Below are 14,604 nucleotides of genomic sequence, written 5' to 3' on the forward strand. Positions count from 1 at the left end.
GATCGCTGGAAATAGAAGGGCAACTCAAACGGGAGAATTCCGCAATAATTTCAGGGGAAATCCGCGGTTTGGACATGCGGCTGTCGCGCCGCATGTCAACTTCGCCATTTTGTGCGGTTCTGTGAGGCGAATCAGCGGTAGACGTAGACGATCCTGCGCGTGCCGGGATCGACCAGAACCGGCTGATGGTTCACCTCGACATAGCTGTATTGATAATCCGGAATGCGGTGCACCTCCACGCTTTGCGGGACGGTGGCGCCCACGACCAGATCACCATTCAACCGAACCGTATCGACCGGGTTGTCATCAATATAGGTCCGGACTTCCTCTGGCGGGGTGACGGCGACCACATCGGTGCCATTCTCATCGACGGGACCCAGTAACTGATCGTTGGGACTTGGCTGAACGCGCTGGACGCTGCCGGTCTGGACTGGGTCTGTCAGTTCATAGGTGATGGTGGGAATGCCCAAGTCATCCCGGTGGTCCTGGACGACGACCGAGGCGCCGTTCTGTTCCACGCTTAGATATTGCGCATAGACCCAGCCCCGCATGCCGTTGACATCGACCCGGCACCAGCGGCTGCCCTCGACGCAGCCATCCAGAGTGGCCTCGGACCCTCGTGTGGCGATGCCGACTGTCGGGAATTCCGCGCCTGGACCGGAACGAACTTCGATATCGGTGGCGGTCGTTGCGGCCATCTCGGCCTGGGCGAGACCCGCACTGCCAAGAAGGACAAAGCCGGTCAGCAACAGATTTCTTTTCAAGGACATTGGTTTTCTCCTTCTGTCTTGAAAGACTTCTCTTCAACGCTTCGGATGCTTTGGTGTTCCGATTGGCTGGACGAGAGCAATCTGACGATCGATCGAAAATTAGAATAAGCATATGAAATAACGTGGCATTCCTAAATTTCACCGGGACGGTCTTCGTTGCCCGCGCCACTTTGCAGCCTACAGGGGCTGTTTTACCGGGAGTTTGCCGCTATACCGGCGACAAGACGATCAAACAGACGAGGCGCTCCATGGGCATGCTCCAGGCCGGCATCATTCCGGTGACCCCTTTCGAACAGAATTGCACCATCCTGTTCGATCCGGAGACGAAGGAGGGCGTGGTGGTCGATCCCGGCGGTGATGTCGATATCATCCTACAGACGGTGCGCGAGAACGGCATTACTCTGAAGGCCATCTGGCTGACGCACGGCCATATCGATCATGCCGGCGGTGCCGACGAGGTGCGCGAAGCGCTCGGCATCGAGGTGATCGGTCCCCATGAAGACGACCGCTTCCTGCTCGAGGATATCGAAGCCAAGGGCAAGATGTTCAACATCAGCGGCGTGCGCAACGTCACGCCGGACCGCTTTTTGAAGGAGGGGGACAAGGTCTCCTTCGGCGAGCATGAGTTCGAGGTTTTCCACTGCCCCGGCCATGCACCGGGCCACGTCATCTATGTCAACCGGAAGCAGGGTTTCGCCCATCTCGGCGACGTGCTGTTCAACGGCTCGATCGGCAGAACGGATCTGCCCGGCGGCAATCACCAGCAGCTTTTGGAATCGATCCGCGACAAGGTCTTTCCGCTGGGCGATGAGGTAGGTTTCATCTGCGGCCATGGACCTGGCAGCCGCATCGGCGACGAGCGCCGCACCAATCCCTTTCTGCGCGGATTATGAGGAAAGCTCCGCTCACTTGCTAGCGGCCATCCGGCCGCTTTGCTAACATTTCGAGAGAATATCATCGACAACGCTGGCGAGCGGCGCGGTGGCGTCAATGGTCACCGCGTTTTTCGGAACATCCTCCTGCGTCGCGTGCAACCGCATGATGACATCTCGCTCGGCAGGCCTACCGCCAAACTCATCTTCCGGCCTGCTGGCAAGGCGGTGCCTCAGCGTGTCCAGATCGACATTCAGAACGAAGATTTTATCGAACAGATCGATAAAGCGATCGAAATTTCGGGAGCCGCCGCAGAAGAAGGAGATCGGGTGGCTTCGATCGGCGGCCAGGGATTTGACCTTGCCGACATCCCAAAGGTGATGTCTGTGCTCGAAGGTCACATCCGCAATGTGCTTCTGAAGGGCATAAGCATCCAGCGGTTCACCCGTCACGGGATCGCCCTTATAGGCCAACTCCCGGTCACCATGGATCACATGATACCCGCGCCGCTGCAGTTCGGCGGCGACAGCGGTCTTGCCGGTTCCTGAAACACCTTCGATCAAATAGTTCTTGATGCCCATTTGAAAGGGGTGCCTTGGTTCCTGCATTCTCATGCGGGGGTATGGTCGAAATCAATCAGCCGCGCAGAAATGGCGCATGCCGTCATAGCCGACATAGGTGCCGGAGCGGCTGTCGAAGCTTCTATAACGGTCGTAGCAATAACGCATCCACGCCGGCGACCAGGGACGCAGGCCATATGCCGGCGGCGGCGCGTCATAACTGACGTCACGCTCGACATAAACACGGCGCGGCGGGGGACGATAATAATAGGCCGGGGAAGGCGCATCGTAGTCCGGATCGACATAGGCCGGGGCAGGCTCAACGTAGCGCGGCTGGCTAGCAATGGCGGAGCCGACGATCAAGCCGGTTGCAAGCCCCGCAGCGCCGAGCGCCCAACCATCGCGGTTGTGATGGCGCCAATATTCATCGGCGGAAGCAGCACTCATGGAAGTGACCGTCAACGCCGCGGCGACGGCAGACATGACGAGCGTTTTGCCGAGTATGGTCATTGGCCTGTCCTCTAAAGGAGGCGGGATAAAAATCAGTCCCGCTCTTTCATGGAAGGCAAATTATATGGGGCAAACTGAATACAGACTGAATGACAAAACCCGGCATTGCTGCCGGGCCTCAACTCGAATTTGATAACCGTAAGGTGTCTCAGCCAGCAATCTGCAGATTGACGGCCTTCGGTCCCTTGCCGCGGCGATCCGGTTCCGTGTCGAAGCTTACCTTCTGGTTTTCCGACAATCCTGCCAGACCAGAAGCCTGAACTGCAGAAATGTGTACAAAGATGTCTGCGCCACCCTTGTCCGGTTTGATGAAACCGAAGCCCTTATCGGTATTGAAAAACTTTACAGTGCCAGTCTCGGCCATGCCTCAGGTCCTTTTCTCTCTGCCCACCATCCACACGGGCAGCATTACTTCAGTTGCCCTTGCGGGCGCTTGCAGGCAGTTCTCGAAATTTGAAGGAAAAGGTCCCCGTAACTCGGCATGGACGCGATGCGATGTTTGCCACCCCGCTTCTCGACCAAGCTGACCGGAATATTAGCGTTTCCGGCTCGCAATTCTATTAGGACTTCCCATGCTCTAAAAATGCCCGAACAGTGTTGAGAGTGCTGTGTTTAGGGGAAATTGGCAAGCAAAAGTTTTTTAACGTGGCACAACCGGCACAATACAGTAATGCGAACATGTTAAGGCGATTCGCAAAATTTCCCACTTTAAAACAAGTTTCTAAGGGTTTTGCATCGCTCGCGATATAGTTTTGGCAAAATTTCCGCAAATCCGCTGGTCTGAACGGCTGTTTTCGCTCGTTCGAAAAATTTTGGCGAGCCATGCCGTCAAGCGACTAAAAGCGCGCATTTCCGGCGTTTTTTACGCTGTGGCGTCGCGTCGGCGAGTCAATTCCGGCACCAATTCCACGGCCAACATCGCCGTAAACATCAAGGCGCAGCCGGCATAGCCAAGCGGTCCGATGGTCTCGCCGAGCAGCAAGGCGCCGAGCGAAGCTCCGAACAGTGCTTCCGAAGACAGGAAGATCGCGGCCTGGGGTGCGGTCGTATAACGCTGGCCGATGATCTGCAGCGCAAAAGCGAGGCCAGACGAAAAGATGCCGACATACAGGATCTCGCCGAGCGCGGCGTTGATATCGGCAATGCTGATTGGTTCGATGACGACGGCAACCGCGAGAGCGAGAACGGCTGTGACGGCAAATTGCGTGGCGGAAATACCGAGCGGTCGACCGGTTTCGTTGACGGCGGAGCCGGCAAGCGTGATTTGGGCCGCCCAGAAGAGGGCGCAGATCACAGTCAGGAAATCGCCAACGGTAAGGCGCGAGAAGGAGCCGCCCGAGAGCAGGTAGATGCCGCAAAGCGCCATCAAGGCTGCAGGCCAGATGACCCAATGCGGCGAGCGGCGCAGGAAGATAACGGCGATCAGCGGCACGAAGACCACGTAGAGACCGGTTATGAAACTGGAGTTGGTGACGGTCGTCGTCAGAAGGCCGAGCTGCTGCGTTGCCGCTCCGCCGAAAAGAGCAAGGCCGATCAGCAGAAAGGAGAGCCAATTGCGAGGCGTCAGCGGCTTCGCAGCCTTCCTGTTTTCCATCCAGACGAAGGGCAGGACGACCAGCGTGGCGACGGCGAATCTGAGGCCGATGAACCAGAAGGGACCGATCGCCTTCATCGCTGTCGATTGCGCAACGAAACCGCCGCCCCAGATCGCGGCGGCAAGCAACAACAACAAATTCGCTTGTATGCGAGACATCTGCATCCTGCGGAAAGGGGAGGAAAAACGAGGCCGACCGTTAGCAGCTGCTTTTGCTTGCGGCAAGGCAGAAAGGCGCGAGAAGCGGAATGCCTCCCGCTAGCCTGCAGCCCTCGAAATTCTCAGGAGCGCGCCATCGCTTTCATCCGTCGTTATCAGCAACGCCCCATCGGGCGCGACTATTACATCGCGCATGCGGCCGAATTTTCCCTCAAACATGCGTTCCTGTTCGGTGATATTGCCTTTGCCGTCCTGGCTTAGCCGTGAGAGCAGCTCGAACTTCAGCGCCGTGACGAGAAAATCGCCGTTCCACTCGGGAAACATCTTGCCGCGATAGACGGCAATGGCGCCGGGCGCGATCGAAGGATCCCAATAGAAGCGGGGCTGCTCCATACCGGCCTTTGCCGTGCCAATGCCGATCTTCGTGCCGGAATAATTGACGCCGTAGGAGATGACTGGCCAGCCGTAATTCTTGCCGGCTTCGGGCGTGTTGATCTCATCGCCGCCCCTGGCGCCATGTTCTGCCGTATAGAGCCTGTTTGTCTGGCTGTCGAAAGTGATGCCCTGCGGATTGCGATGGCCCTTCGACCAGATTTCGGGCAGGGCACGCCTGCCGTTCTTGAAGGGATTGTCGGCGGGAATACTGCCGTCCGTGCCGATATGGATGATGGAGCCGGCGTCGTCGTGAAAGTCCTGAGCTCGGTCCTGCTGGCCTCGATCGCCGAGGCTGACGAAGAGGCTTCCGTCGCGGGCAATTGCGATGCGCGCACCATACTGGATATTGCCGCGCGACAGCTTGTTCATCAGGAAGATGCGCTTCGCATCGCTTAGCTGCTTCTCGTCCGGCGATAGTCTGGCGCGGAATACGGCCGTGCCGCTTCCGCCATCACCCGCCACGGAGGCGGTGAAATAGAGGGTGCGGTTGCTGGCGAAGTTCGGATCAAGGGCTATATCGAGGAGGCCGCCCTGGCCATGTGCGTAAACTTCGGGCACGCCTGATATAGGGCTTGAGACCTTGCCGTCGCGGATAAGGCGCATGCGGCCGGGCCGCTCGGTCACGAGGTAGGCGCCCTCCGGCAGCACTTCGACAGCCCAGGGGTGATCAAGCCCCGTCGCGACCGTTTCGACTTTGACATCAACCTTTTGCGTCTTGAAAATCTGCACCGATTCGGCAAGCACCGATGTTGCCGTGAGCAGAGCGCCGGCCATCGAGGCGATGGAGAAACCCATTCTGCCTAATCCCGTTCTGGTGCCGCGCATCTTTTCGACCTCCCCATAGGCTCGCTTTTGCAAGGTGGGACCGTTCGATTACCATTCAAGGCGGATCGCGGAACCGATAACGTCTTTGTGTTCTTGCCTTCGGCGAAAGGACGTTTTGGATCTGCCGATCTCGTCTGCAGGCGGAAGCATTTCCCGCGCAAGAGGCATCCCACTGAAGGCGCGAGAAGCCGATGTTGAAGAAGTGTCTGATCCATATAGGAAATTCCCACCGTCTTCAGAGTTTGATTCAGGTGCTTCGTGTTATGATTCAAGTTGAGAGGGGTTGGAGGTGCCGAGCTAAGGCCGATCCAACCTTGGCGAAAGGGGCGTGTGGTTTCTTGGGCAGGCTTCTAGCCGGATAAAAAAAGCTAGCGCGCACGGCGCGGAAAGCCATGAAATAAAGCCACTGTGACGCCTTTGTGCTTGAAACGTCGGTCCATATTCGACATAGAGCTTAGCGCAGAAATCTGGTCCACAGGCTTTCTGCCATTTTCAACCGAATAGGACCGATCACCATGGCCTTTCTTGCCGACGCTCTTTCCCGTGTAAAGCCTTCTGCCACCATCGCCGTTTCCCAGAAAGCGCGCGAGCTGAAAGCAAAAGGACGCGACGTGATCGGCCTCGGCGCCGGTGAGCCCGATTTCGATACGCCCGATAATATCAAGGCAGCCGCCATCGACGCGATCAATCGCGGTGAGACGAAGTACACGCCGATTTCCGGCATCCCGGAACTGCGCAAGGCGATCGCCGCCAAGTTCAAGCGCGAGAACAATCTCGATTACACCTGGGAGCAGACGATTGTCGGCACCGGCGGCAAGCAGATCCTGTTCAACGCCTTCATGGCGACGCTGAACCCGGGCGATGAAGTCATCATCCCTACCCCTTACTGGGTTTCTTACCCGGAAATGGTGGCGTTGTGCGGCGGTACGCCGGTTTTCGTCGCGACGACGCAGGCCAACAGCTTCAAGCTGCAGCCCGCGGATCTTGAAAAGGCGATCACGCCGAAGACCAAGTGGTTCATGTTCAACTCGCCGTCCAACCCGTCGGGCGCTGCCTATTCGCATGCCGAGCTGAAGGCGCTGACGGACGTGCTGGTCAAGCATCCGCATGTCTGGGTCCTGACCGACGACATGTACGAGCACCTGACCTATGGCGAGTTCAAGTTCGCCACCCCGGTCGAGGTTGAGCCGAGCCTCTATGATCGTACGCTGACGATGAACGGTGTCTCGAAGGCCTATGCCATGACCGGCTGGCGTATCGGCTATGCCGCCGGCCCGCTGCAGCTGATCAAAGCCATGGACATGATCCAGGGCCAGCAGACCTCGGGCGCAACCTCGATCGCGCAGTGGGCTGCCGTTGAAGCGCTGAACGGTCCGCAGGACTTCATTCCGCGCAACAAGAAGATCTTCGAAGGTCGCCGCGATCTCGTGGTCTCGATGCTGAACCAGGCGAAGGGCATTTCGTGCCCGGTTCCGGAAGGCGCTTTCTACGTTTATCCGTCCTGCGCCGGCCTGATCGGCAAGACGGCTCCGACCGGCAAGGTCATCGAGACGGACGAGGATTTCGTCTCCGAGCTGCTGGAATCGGAAGGTGTTGCTGTTGTCCACGGTTCGGCTTTCGGCCTCGGCCCGAACTTCCGCATCTCGTACGCGACTTCGGAAGAACTGCTCGAAGAAGCTTGCCGCCGCATCCAGCGTTTCTGCGGCGCCTGCAAATAAGCGGCTAGCGATAGCTTACATGGAAAGCCCGCCAGAGATGGCGGGCTTTTTCGTATTCAGGCCGACGGTTTCGGCTTCATCAAATGATTCAAGCGCTTTGCAATTTGAATCCGCCAATCGACGCAAGTCCTTGAAATCGGAATCAAAGACCGAGCGCCGTCAGCATGATGAAGGTGGCGAAGAGAATGAAATGGGTCATGCCTTCGATGGCGTTGGTTTCGCCGTCGTTGAGGTTGATGGCGGCGACGATGAGCGTGATCATCACCATGACCGTCTGCACCGGCGACATGGCCATGATGAAGGGCTGGCCGGTGTAAAGTGCGATCGCCTCCATGACCGGCACAGTGAGGATGACGGTCGAAAGAGACGCGCCGAGAGCGATGTTGACAGTCGCCTGCATGCGGTTTTTGAGGGCTGCGCGCAGCGCCGTCAGAATTTCGGGTGCAGCGGAGATGGCGGCGACGACGATGGCGGCGATGGCGGGCGGAGCGCCGGTGCCCTTGAGGCCGGTATCCATGAAGGCCGACATGAATTCGGCAAGCGCACCGATCAGGACGACGCCGATCAGGATCGTCACGATCGAAGTCGCTGTGGAGTCCTCTTCATGATGTTCTTCAGCCTCCGCTGTTGCGAGCTTCTTTTCCGTGCGCGGATAGCTATAGCTGAAGAAATAGCTGTGCCGGCCGACCTGCATGCGCAGGAATAGCGCGTAGAGCGCGATCATCGCGACGATGGTAAAGGCGGAATAATAGTGCCATTTCGGATCGGGAATGAACTCCGGCACGATCATCGAAATGCCCATGGCAGTCAGGATCATCACGCCATAGGTACGGCTGGAATCATCATTATAGGGCTGTTCGCCATGCTTCAGCCCGCCGAGGAGGGCAGCAAGGCCGAGGATGCCGTTGATATCGAGCATGACGGCGGCGTAGATCGTGTCGCGCACCAGCGTCGGCGAGCTCTCGCCGCTCATCATGATGGCGAGGATGATGACCTCGACGGCAACGGCGGAAAGGGTGAGGATCATCGTGCCGTAGGGGTCGCCGACCTTGACGGCGAGCGTCTCGGCATGATGGGCGACGCGCATGGAGGCCAGCACAATGGTTGCGATCAATGCCGCAGCTGCGATCATTGATGCGTTCTGGCCCATTTCCAGAATGGAATGCTCGCCGATATAGGCGCCAACGGCAACTATCAATGCCACCAGCAGGTTTCTTTCCTGCTTAAACCACTTTGCTATGAGCACTTTCCCACCTCTGCGCCGATTCACGGTTGCACTCTAAAGCAAGGAGTTCGCACATCAAGCTTGCGGGAAGAGGGCGAAATTTGCAGTTAACGCGGTTTAATGGAATACTGCGCGGATAGGTCTGCCCAACCACAACGCCGCGGCATCCTCGAATCCGTCTCAGATGCACGCGATCCTGCCGGCAACGTCCGGTTTGAAGGTCTTGGCAGATGAGAAGGAGGATCTGAATGGTCAAGGTCGTTTACGAAATCGTGCCGCATGACGGTGGGTGGGCTTATCGCTTCCGTGATGTTTATTCGGAAGCATTTCCAACACATTCCGAGGCGGTGGAGGCCGCCAGGATCGTGGCGGCGGAACAGCAAATCGGGGGAGACTCAGCCGAAATCAGCTGGCAGGACGAGAGTGGCAAGTGGCATGAGGAATATGCAGACGGTGGTGACCGACCGGAAACGGAAGTCATCGACGGCCAGGTGCATTTCCCGCCGATCGATACTGCCCCTGGCGCTTAGCCTTTCGGCTTGTCCGATGCCTTTTCTATGATTGCGTCGACGAAGTGACGCTTTTCGGCGGTGTAACGATCGCCATCATACCGATGGAGTTGGGCCAGCTCCAGTTTCAGTGCTGCATAGGCTACTGCTTCTGCCGGGTGGGTCCGAAGATAATCGCGAAAGATCAAACGTCGTTCGTGTGTTCGGTTGTCCGGTGGGCAGAGATAAATTCGTTCCGGCGCCCTGCCATCACGCCGCATGAATGCCCAAACATCATCATCATAGCGATTGCCGCGCGGCTGGTAATTCTCCACCAGAAGAATCCGGGTCGCCGCAGGGACGTCGGCTGCGCTGCGCAGAATGATGTCGATATCGATCAACGGTTTTGCTGCGATTCCGGGAATGGATGTGCTGCCGATGTGCTCGATCGCCATGACATAGGGCGCCAGCAATCGCTGAAGCTTATCACTGATGCGCTCGAAATCCTCTGGCCAGCGCGGATCGTATGGCACCAGTTCCACTGCTGTTGCCATGGTCAGGATCCATTCTCCACGCTGTTTTCCTTGATATAATCAAGCAATCCCGTCACCAGGGCATCGAATGTCACGCGGCAGCGTGGCGATGTCTTCAGGTTTTCATGCATGACGATCCAAGTGTCGATCTCGACCTTGATCTCCGGCAACAACTGCACGAGGGCTGGATCGCGGCTTGCTAGGGGAATTTGAAGGAAGCTGATGCCAATGCCGGCGCGCAGGGCGTTGTGCAGAGCGATGCTGTGATCGGAGCGAAAGCTGAAGGAAATGCCTTCGAGCATCGGATAACGCTTCGTCATCATACGGATATAGGCCGTCTGCCGATCGAAGCCGATGAGCTTGTGCCGGCCCAGTTCCCCGACGGTTTCGGGCTTGCCGTACCGCTCGATATAGCTGCGATGGGCGAAGAGGCCGAGAGAGATGATGCCGATATGCCGGGCGAGCAATGCTTCTTGCGCGGGCGCGACCATGCGCACGGCGATATCGGCCTCACGCTGCAGCAGATCCTCCACCGTATCGGAGGCTGAAAGCTCTACGATCAGATCGGGATATCCTGCCTGCAGCTTGGCAAGGATGGGCGGCAGCACTTCGACGCCGATGACTTCGCTCGCGCTGATGCGCACCGTGCCGCTGACCTTGTCCTTTGAACCGGAAGCAGCGCGCAGCAGAGCCGCGGCCGTGCTTGCCAAAGTTTCGGCATAAGGCCTCAGAGCGAGGGCGGTGTCAGTCGGCAACAGCCCCTGTTGCGAACGCGTGAACAGTTCTGCGCCGACCGATTGCTCCAATGCAAGGATATGACGGCCGACTGTCGGCTGTGTCAGGCCCAGCTCGCGGGCAGCGGCCGACAGCGAGCCGTGTTCCAGCACGGCAAGAAAGGTACGATAAAAATCCCAGCTTGGTTCAGTGAGTTTTGTCATACATTTATGTATAGCATATGCAGATTTTTCGGCAATTTCGTTTATCGCCGATACCAAGCATAGTCAGCCCATCGAAACCGATGGAGATGACAATGAGCAACCACAAGGAAAGCACGAAGACAGCCCTGGTACTCGGCGCGACTGGCGGCATGGGCGGTGCTATCGCGGAAGGGCTTGCCCTTCGCGGCTGGCGCATCCGGGCACTGAACCGCAATGCGGCCGAGGCGGCTCGCCGCCAGCCGGAATTCGACTGGTTCCAGGGCGATGCCATGCAGGCGGATGATGTTCTGAAGGCGGCGCAAGGTGCGGATGTCATCGTGCATGCAGTCAACCCGCCGGGCTATCGCAATTGGGGCAAGGTCGTCCTGCCGATGCTCGACAATACCATTGCCGCGGCCAAGGCGGTCGGTGCACGGATCGTGCTGCCAGGTACGGTCTATAATTTCGGTCCCGATGTTTTCCCGATTGTCACGGAAGACAGCGCGCAGCGGCCGAAGACCCGTAAAGGGGCCATCCGCGTGCAGATGGAGCGGCGTCTGAGGGCAGCGGCAGAGCAGGGCGATAGCCCTGTCATCATCGTTCGCGCCGGCGATTTCTTCGGGGGTGCGCGCGCCAACAGCTGGTTTTCTCAAGCCATGGTGACGCCGGGTAAGCCGATCACTTCGATGACCTATCCGGGCAAACGCGGCGTCGGCCATCAATGGGCCTATCTACCCGATGTTGCCGAAACCATGATCCGGCTGATCGAGAAAGGCGACGAGCTGCCGGCCTTCGCCGCCTATCATATGCGCGGTCATTGGGATGGAGACGGCAGACAGATGATCGAAGCCGTGCAGCGCGTCGTTGGACACAAGGTGAAGGTGAAATCGTTTCCCTGGTGGATAGTACCGCTAGCCTCTCCCTTCGTGACATTCATGCGGGAACTGCGCGAGATGAGCTATCTCTGGGATGTGCCGTTGGAGATGCGGAACGATAAGCTGGTGGCTGTTCTTGACGAGGAACCGCATACGCCGATCGATGAGGCCGTTCGCAGCAGCCTGGCGTCGATCGGTTGCCTGCCGGCGGCATCAGCCTAATGTCAGGCATTGAGTTCGGCGAAGGCAATACCGGCGACGGTGAAATCCGAATCCGCATTCCTGGTGTCGCCATCGCTCAAGAACCATGTTGCCGAAAGCCCCGCATAGGCAATGATCCATCGCAGAAGGCGTTTCGGTTCGAGGCCCGTCTCGGCACAGACGATCGGCAATTGCCGTTGCAGGCGGCTCGGCTTCGTGACGGTGGGCAGCTCGGGATTGCAGAAGATATTGGCGAAATCGAACCCGCGTTCGCCATAGACCCGCTTGGGGTCGATTGCGAGCCAGCCGCGAGGACCGAAGTCGAGAATGTTCTCGTGATGGATGTCCCCGTGCAAAATCGTCTGGTCGCGTTGATCCGCCAGAAGCCGCGCGGCCACCTCGGCACAGGCAGCGAGCATGCCGCCATGGATGCGCGCCGCCGGTTCAAGCTCCCAAAACCAGCGATCCAGCGGGACGAGATCCGACGGTAGCGGTTTGGCCTTCCGCGCATGCAGCTTCGCAGCCGTCCGACACATGATCCGGCTTGCCTCGTCATCTTCGCCCTGCATCGCCATGGTGAGCAGGGATCCTGCCCCGGTCGCCCGCTCCATAAGGGCTGCATTGTCATCATGTTCGTAGACGAAGGCTGCACCATCGCCATCCCACCAACGCAGCACGCGATTGCCGAACTTCTCGTCGACATTTTGCGCAACCTTGACCATGGCGGGCTTCTCCCGCCAGATGACCGGAAGAAGATGGCTCGAATGGGTGATGATGGGATCGCCGTCCGGCGTCAGCGACCAACGGTCTATGTAGAGATCAAACATATGTCAATTTTGCTATGTGTGGGTATCATGATTTCGCGATAGGTACGCCTGCTTAGCTCGGTTGTGTCATTCCTGTTTTCAAGCGCTGAAATAGAAAAACCCTCGCAACGGTTCGTCGCGAGGGCACTTTGTTGGCGTTGATATAGTTCTACGGGCCTGGCCACGCGGGAAGGCGCTGCCTGGGAGATGGATCGCTACTTAAGCCGCTTCGTCCAGGGCCGGATAGTCGGCGTAACCCTTGGCGCCGCCGCCATAGAGCGTTGCCTGGTCCCACGTTGCAAGCGGCGCATTTTCCTTCAGGCGACGGACAAGATCCGGATTCGAAATGAACGGCTTGCCGAAGGCAACGACATCAGCCTTGCCGCTCTCGACAGCTTCGATCGCCATTTCGCGGGTATAGGCATTGTTGAGCATCCAGCCTGCCTTACCGCCTGCTGCCTTATAGGCCGCGTGCAGCGCGTCGTAGTCGAAGGGCAGGAAGTCGCGCTTGCCGCCGGTCTGGCCTTCGACGACATGGATATAGGCAAGGCCGTATTTCGCCAGGCCTTCGACGACATGGGTGAAGAGCTGCTGGGGAGCCGGGTCGCTGGCATCGCCAGAGGGCGTGACGGGAGAAATGCGGATTGCCGTGCGGCCAGCGCCCACTTCCTTGGAGACAGCATCGACCACTTCGAACAGGAAGCGGGTACGGTTCTCGATCGAGCCCCCATACTGGTCGGTGCGATCGTTGATATCGCCGCGCAGGAACTGGTCGATCAGATAGCCGTTGGCACCATGGATCTCGACGCCGTCGAAACCGGCATCGATGGCGGCGCGGGCGGCCTTGCGGTAGTCTTCAACGATGCCCGGAATTTCCGAGGTCTCCAGGGCGCGCGGTTCGGAAACATCGGCAAAACTGCCGGTGCCGTCGCTATTGACGAGATAGGTCTTGGAATTTTCAGCGCGCCTGGAGGTCGAGGAGACCGGCTTGCCGCCGTTCGGCTGCAGGGTCGTGTGGGAGATACGACCGACATGCCACATCTGGACGACGATCTTGCCGCCATTGGCGTGCACGGCTTCCGTCACTTTCTTCCAGCCGTCCAGCGCTTCCTTGCTGTAAAGGCCGGGAACGTTGGCATAGCCCTGACCTTGATGAGTGATTGCGGTTGCCTCGGTGATGATCAGGCCCGCCGTCGCGCGCTGGGCATAATATTTGACGTTCAGATCGTTCGGCACAGCATTCGGCGAGCGATTGCGCGTCAGGGGCGCCATGACGATGCGGTTGGCGATGGAGATATCACCAAGCTTCGTGGGTTCGAACAGTTTGGTCATGGGTAGTCCTTTCTTTTGGGGGAGGGAGAAATCAGGAAGAGGCAACCGCCGGGTCCGAGGAACCTACTGTTTAAGGCAGCAGCTTCTTGGGGAAAATCGCGTCGGTTGCGAGGGACGTGAGCGTGTGTGCAGGGAGAGCAGCCGACATTTTCAGAGCTCCTTTTGCATGGCTGCAAGGAATTCTGTGATGATCTCCTCGTTGCGCTTGTAGAAAATCCACTGGCCGAGGCGCCGGGTCGTCACCAGGCCGGCACGGTGAAGCGTGCCGAGGTGGGCCGAGACGGTCGACTGCGAGAGACCGCACCGCTCAAATTGGCTGGCGCAGACACCAAGCTCCAGCGGATGTTCCTGTGTCGGAAAATGGGCTTCCGGATCTTTCAAGTGGTTGAGGATTTCGAGCCGGGCCGGATTGGCCAAGGCCTTCAATATCTCGTTCTTGTCCATGGTGTTCGCCACTCAATATCGGATAATTGCGATTTATGTATCGACGATTTTCGATATATCAAGGGCGGCGCCGAATATTATTTTCGGCAAGGCTGCCGACGTACGTGCTTAGAAATTGGGCAAAAAAAGAGGGCCACCGGTATGAACCAGGGCCCTTATAGGTGTGAAGGTCAAAACCTCCAGAGGGGAACAGCCAATGCGGTGGAACTGGGAGGAAAAGCCACCGTGTGCATCAGCTGTGTGCGTTATGATGTTAATTTGTGCAGTGCGCAATGCTTTTTTGTGCATGGCAGTTATGCGTTTGGTGTGCCTGGGACAAAAGAGCAAAAAAAAGGGCCT

At 58.1% G+C, this 14,604-nt stretch carries 16 protein-coding genes; 4 read left to right on the top strand and 12 right to left on the bottom strand.

Annotated features, from left to right (window positions below; all coding sequences use genetic code 11):
- Positions 1–131 precede the first annotated feature (131 nt).
- Positions 132–770 carry a DUF1236 domain-containing protein gene (locus AC13QE_RS05485; RefSeq protein WP_488482925.1) on the bottom strand — a complete coding sequence of 213 codons (639 nt, stop codon included), beginning with the start codon at positions 768–770 and terminating at the stop codon, positions 132–134.
- A 248-nt stretch (positions 771–1,018) separates the two neighbouring features.
- Here AC13QE_RS05485 and AC13QE_RS05490 point away from each other — a divergent pair, with 248 nt between their 5' ends.
- Entirely contained in the window at positions 1,019–1,663 is a 645-nt protein-coding gene (locus AC13QE_RS05490; RefSeq protein ID WP_015340593.1) for an MBL fold metallo-hydrolase, read from the top strand.
- 42 nt (positions 1,664–1,705) lie between these two features.
- On the opposite strand, the gene AC13QE_RS05495 is transcribed toward AC13QE_RS05490, so the two are convergent.
- The 5 genes from AC13QE_RS05495 to AC13QE_RS05515 all read right to left on the bottom strand — a co-directional run bounded on the left by AC13QE_RS05495 (position 1,706) and on the right by AC13QE_RS05515 (position 5,696).
- Entirely contained in the window at positions 1,706–2,224 is a 519-nt protein-coding gene (locus AC13QE_RS05495; protein WP_488482926.1) for a P-loop nucleotide/nucleoside kinase family protein, read from the bottom strand.
- Between the two features lie 51 nt (positions 2,225–2,275).
- Positions 2,276–2,713, bottom strand: coding sequence for a BA14K family protein (locus AC13QE_RS05500; RefSeq protein ID WP_488482927.1), 438 nt, complete (start codon positions 2,711–2,713; stop codon positions 2,276–2,278).
- Positions 2,714–2,861: 148 nt separating this feature from the next.
- The gene (locus AC13QE_RS05505) at positions 2,862–3,077 is read right to left on the bottom strand and encodes a cold-shock protein (RefSeq protein ID WP_004116423.1); all 216 of its coding nucleotides are present in this window, start codon (positions 3,075–3,077) and stop codon (positions 2,862–2,864) included.
- Between the two features lie 498 nt (positions 3,078–3,575).
- Positions 3,576–4,466: a DMT family transporter gene (locus AC13QE_RS05510; RefSeq protein WP_488482928.1), complete on the bottom strand. Its 891-nt coding sequence runs from the start codon at positions 4,464–4,466 to the stop codon at positions 3,576–3,578.
- Between the two features lie 99 nt (positions 4,467–4,565).
- Positions 4,566–5,696, bottom strand: a complete 1,131-nt coding sequence (locus tag AC13QE_RS05515; protein ID WP_488482929.1) for a PQQ-dependent sugar dehydrogenase — start codon at positions 5,694–5,696, stop codon at positions 4,566–4,568.
- Between the two features lie 545 nt (positions 5,697–6,241).
- Between AC13QE_RS05515 and AC13QE_RS05520 the strand changes: the two genes are divergently transcribed.
- Positions 6,242–7,444, top strand: coding sequence for a pyridoxal phosphate-dependent aminotransferase (locus tag AC13QE_RS05520; RefSeq protein ID WP_488482930.1), 1,203 nt, complete (start codon positions 6,242–6,244; stop codon positions 7,442–7,444).
- Between the two features lie 142 nt (positions 7,445–7,586).
- Here AC13QE_RS05520 and AC13QE_RS05525 read toward each other — a convergent pair whose 3' ends face one another.
- The gene (locus tag AC13QE_RS05525; RefSeq protein ID WP_488482931.1) at positions 7,587–8,648 is read right to left on the bottom strand and encodes a calcium:cation antiporter; all 1,062 of its coding nucleotides are present in this window, start codon (positions 8,646–8,648) and stop codon (positions 7,587–7,589) included.
- Positions 8,649–8,917: 269 nt separating this feature from the next.
- Here AC13QE_RS05525 and AC13QE_RS05530 point away from each other — a divergent pair, with 269 nt between their 5' ends.
- Positions 8,918–9,199 (top strand): DUF2188 domain-containing protein, encoded by a 282-nt coding sequence (locus AC13QE_RS05530; RefSeq protein WP_015340586.1) that lies wholly within the window; start codon positions 8,918–8,920, stop codon positions 9,197–9,199.
- Here AC13QE_RS05530 and AC13QE_RS05535 read toward each other — a convergent pair.
- Both AC13QE_RS05535 and AC13QE_RS05540 read right to left on the bottom strand, forming a co-directional pair.
- Positions 9,196–9,711: a GrpB family protein gene (locus AC13QE_RS05535; protein WP_488482932.1), complete on the bottom strand. Its 516-nt coding sequence runs from the start codon at positions 9,709–9,711 to the stop codon at positions 9,196–9,198. The two genes, AC13QE_RS05530 and AC13QE_RS05535, sit on opposite strands and share 4 nt — an antisense overlap.
- A 2-nt stretch (positions 9,712–9,713) precedes the next feature.
- Positions 9,714–10,628, bottom strand: a complete 915-nt coding sequence (locus AC13QE_RS05540; RefSeq protein ID WP_488482933.1) for a LysR family transcriptional regulator — start codon at positions 10,626–10,628, stop codon at positions 9,714–9,716.
- A 92-nt stretch (positions 10,629–10,720) separates the two neighbouring features.
- Here AC13QE_RS05540 and AC13QE_RS05545 point away from each other — a divergent pair, with 92 nt between their 5' ends.
- The gene (locus AC13QE_RS05545) at positions 10,721–11,704 is read left to right on the top strand and encodes an NAD-dependent epimerase/dehydratase family protein (RefSeq protein WP_488482934.1); all 984 of its coding nucleotides are present in this window, start codon (positions 10,721–10,723) and stop codon (positions 11,702–11,704) included.
- Positions 11,705–11,706: 2 nt separating this feature from the next.
- On the opposite strand, the gene AC13QE_RS05550 is transcribed toward AC13QE_RS05545, so the two are convergent.
- The 3 genes from AC13QE_RS05550 to AC13QE_RS05560 form a co-directional block, all read right to left on the bottom strand.
- The gene (locus tag AC13QE_RS05550) at positions 11,707–12,510 is read right to left on the bottom strand and encodes an aminoglycoside phosphotransferase family protein (protein ID WP_488482935.1); all 804 of its coding nucleotides are present in this window, start codon (positions 12,508–12,510) and stop codon (positions 11,707–11,709) included.
- 198 nt (positions 12,511–12,708) lie between these two features.
- On the bottom strand, positions 12,709–13,821 hold the full coding sequence (locus AC13QE_RS05555; protein ID WP_488482936.1) for an alkene reductase: 1,113 nt from the start codon (positions 13,819–13,821) through the stop codon (positions 12,709–12,711).
- Positions 13,822–13,971: 150 nt separating this feature from the next.
- Entirely contained in the window at positions 13,972–14,265 is a 294-nt protein-coding gene (locus AC13QE_RS05560; protein WP_132717119.1) for an ArsR/SmtB family transcription factor, read from the bottom strand.
- Positions 14,266–14,604: the final 339 nt, after the last annotated feature.

This window comes from Martinezella sp. CNPSo 3957 (assembly GCF_057784395.1).

What these genes read in the sequence shown, in the direction of transcription:
- AC13QE_RS05485 (WP_488482925.1), bottom strand. Translation starts at nt 770, where the DNA reads ATGTCCTTGAAAAGAAATCTGTTGCTGACCGGCTTTGTCCTTCTTGGC.
- AC13QE_RS05490 (WP_015340593.1), top strand. Translation starts at nt 1,019, where the DNA reads ATGGGCATGCTCCAGGCCGGCATCATTCCGGTGACCCCTTTCGAACAG.
- AC13QE_RS05495 (WP_488482926.1), bottom strand. Translation starts at nt 2,224, where the DNA reads ATGGGCATCAAGAACTATTTGATCGAAGGTGTTTCAGGAACCGGCAAG.
- AC13QE_RS05500 (WP_488482927.1), bottom strand. Translation starts at nt 2,713, where the DNA reads ATGACCATACTCGGCAAAACGCTCGTCATGTCTGCCGTCGCCGCGGCG.
- AC13QE_RS05505 (WP_004116423.1), bottom strand. Translation starts at nt 3,077, where the DNA reads ATGGCCGAGACTGGCACTGTAAAGTTTTTCAATACCGATAAGGGCTTC.
- AC13QE_RS05510 (WP_488482928.1), bottom strand. Translation starts at nt 4,466, where the DNA reads ATGTCTCGCATACAAGCGAATTTGTTGTTGTTGCTTGCCGCCGCGATC.
- AC13QE_RS05515 (WP_488482929.1), bottom strand. Translation starts at nt 5,696, where the DNA reads ATGGGTTTCTCCATCGCCTCGATGGCCGGCGCTCTGCTCACGGCAACA.
- AC13QE_RS05520 (WP_488482930.1), top strand. Translation starts at nt 6,242, where the DNA reads ATGGCCTTTCTTGCCGACGCTCTTTCCCGTGTAAAGCCTTCTGCCACC.
- AC13QE_RS05530 (WP_015340586.1), top strand. Translation starts at nt 8,918, where the DNA reads ATGGTCAAGGTCGTTTACGAAATCGTGCCGCATGACGGTGGGTGGGCT.
- AC13QE_RS05535 (WP_488482932.1), bottom strand. Translation starts at nt 9,711, where the DNA reads ATGGCAACAGCAGTGGAACTGGTGCCATACGATCCGCGCTGGCCAGAG.
- AC13QE_RS05540 (WP_488482933.1), bottom strand. Translation starts at nt 10,628, where the DNA reads ATGACAAAACTCACTGAACCAAGCTGGGATTTTTATCGTACCTTTCTT.
- AC13QE_RS05545 (WP_488482934.1), top strand. Translation starts at nt 10,721, where the DNA reads ATGAGCAACCACAAGGAAAGCACGAAGACAGCCCTGGTACTCGGCGCG.
- AC13QE_RS05550 (WP_488482935.1), bottom strand. Translation starts at nt 12,510, where the DNA reads ATGTTTGATCTCTACATAGACCGTTGGTCGCTGACGCCGGACGGCGAT.
- AC13QE_RS05555 (WP_488482936.1), bottom strand. Translation starts at nt 13,821, where the DNA reads ATGACCAAACTGTTCGAACCCACGAAGCTTGGTGATATCTCCATCGCC.
- AC13QE_RS05560 (WP_132717119.1), bottom strand. Translation starts at nt 14,265, where the DNA reads ATGGACAAGAACGAGATATTGAAGGCCTTGGCCAATCCGGCCCGGCTC.